Raw genomic sequence first — 1,712 nt, 5'->3', positions numbered from 1 at the left:
TCCTGCGCCCACTGCTGGACCGGCACGCCGTCGAAGCTGTCGACGTAGGTCACCCAGAGCTGGATGTTGTCGGTCGACCGGAGTTCGGCGAGCCGGCTCTCCACGGCGGCGGTATCCGCACCCAGCACGCCCGCGGAATCCGTGACCTGCTGCTGCAGCCGGGACGGCGGCTCCGCCGAGGCGGAGGGCGCCGCCCACCCGACCAGGCTGACGAGGAACGCCGACAGGAGCGCGACGGCCGCCACCGTGCGGGACCGTGGGCTCCGGACGGCGAGGGGGCGGGGTGGGGGTGCGATCATGCGGCCAGCGTATCGGCCCGTCGCAGGGGGCACGCCGGTCTCCTGCCCGGGCGGTTACTCTGGGCGGCATGGCAGGGCGGATTCCGGAGCAGGACATCGCCGCGATCCGCGAACGCACTCGCATCGAGGAGGTCGTCGGCGAGTACGTCGCGCTCAAACCAGGCGGCGCGGATTCGATGAAGGGGCTGTCCCCGTTCAAGGACGAGAAGACGCCGTCGTTCCACGTTCGTCCGCAGCACGGCTATTTCCACTGCTTCTCCACCGGTGAGGGCGGCGACGTGTTCGCCTTCCTCATGAAGATGGAGCACATCAGCTTCGTCGAGGCGGTGGAGCAGCTCGCGGACAGGATCGGCTACCGCATCTCCTACGAGGGCGGCGGGCAGGTGATCCAGCGCGACCGCGGGACCCGTTCGCGACTGGTCCAGGCCAACGCCGCCGCGCAGAAGTTCTACGCCGAGCGACTCCATCAGGACGCGGAGGCCGAGATTGCACGCGCGTTCCTCACCGACCGCGGCTTCGACCTCTCCCACGCCGAGCGCTTCGGGTGCGGGTACGCGCCCACGGGCTGGGACACCATGAGCAAACACCTGATGCGGCAGGGTTTCGAGCCCAAGGAGCTGGAGTCGGCGGGACTGTCCAAGACCAGCTCACGGGGGACGCTGATCGACCGGTTCCACCGGCGCCTGCTGTGGCCCATCCGCAATCTCGCGGGGGAGGTGATCGGGTTCGGCGCCCGCAAGCTCTTCGAGGACGACACCCTGGGCAAGTACATGAACACGCCGGAGACGATGCTCTACAAGAAGTCGCAGGTGCTGTTCGGACTGGACCTGGCCAAGCGGGACGTCGCCGCCCAGCGCCGGGCGGTGGTCGTGGAGGGCTATACGGATGTCATGGCCATGCACGCGGCCGGCGTGACCACGGCCGTGGCGGCGTGTGGCACCGCGTTCGGTGAGGACCACCTGTCCACCCTCCGGCGACTGATGTTGGACGACAACTACTTCCGCGGCGAGATCATCTACACCTTCGACGGCGACGAGGCCGGAAAGAAGGCCGCGATGCGGGCGTTCTCCGGGGACCAGCAGTTCTCCGGCCGCACCTTCGTGGCGGTGGCCCCCGCCGGTCAGGACCCCTGCGACATCCGCCAGAAGAAGGGCGACGCGGCCGTCCGCGATCTGATCTCGGCCCGGGTGCCGATGTTCGAGTTCGCCATCCGCTCCATGCTCGAGGAATACGATCTCGACCACGCGGAGGGCCGGGTCGAGGCGCTCCGCCAGACCGTGCCGGTGGTGGCGGACATCCGCGACTCGGCCCTGCGTGACGAGTACGCCCGGCAGTTGGCAGGCTGGGTGGGGTGGGACGATCCCGCGACGGTGCTGCGCCGCGTCCGCGAGGAGGCCCGCAAGCGGGGGCGCG

2 protein-coding genes are annotated in these 1,712 nt (G+C 69.6%); one reads left to right on the top strand and one right to left on the bottom strand.

Translation table 11 applies throughout. The features are described 5' to 3' along the window. On the bottom strand, positions 1–299 hold a 299-nt coding region (locus G6020_RS00110; RefSeq protein ID WP_182609253.1), incomplete at its 3' end, for a TPM domain-containing protein. 68 nt (positions 300–367) lie between these two features. On the opposite strand from G6020_RS00110, the gene dnaG reads away from it, so the two are divergent. Further along, on the top strand, positions 368–1,712 hold a 1,345-nt coding region (dnaG, locus tag G6020_RS00105), incomplete at its 3' end, for a DNA primase (protein ID WP_182609252.1).

This window comes from Dietzia sp. B19 (assembly GCF_014145155.1).
In the GTDB taxonomy this organism is placed as follows: domain Bacteria; phylum Actinomycetota; class Actinomycetes; order Mycobacteriales; family Mycobacteriaceae; genus Dietzia; species Dietzia natronolimnaea.
This window is presented reverse-complemented; position numbering and strand designations above follow the sequence as displayed.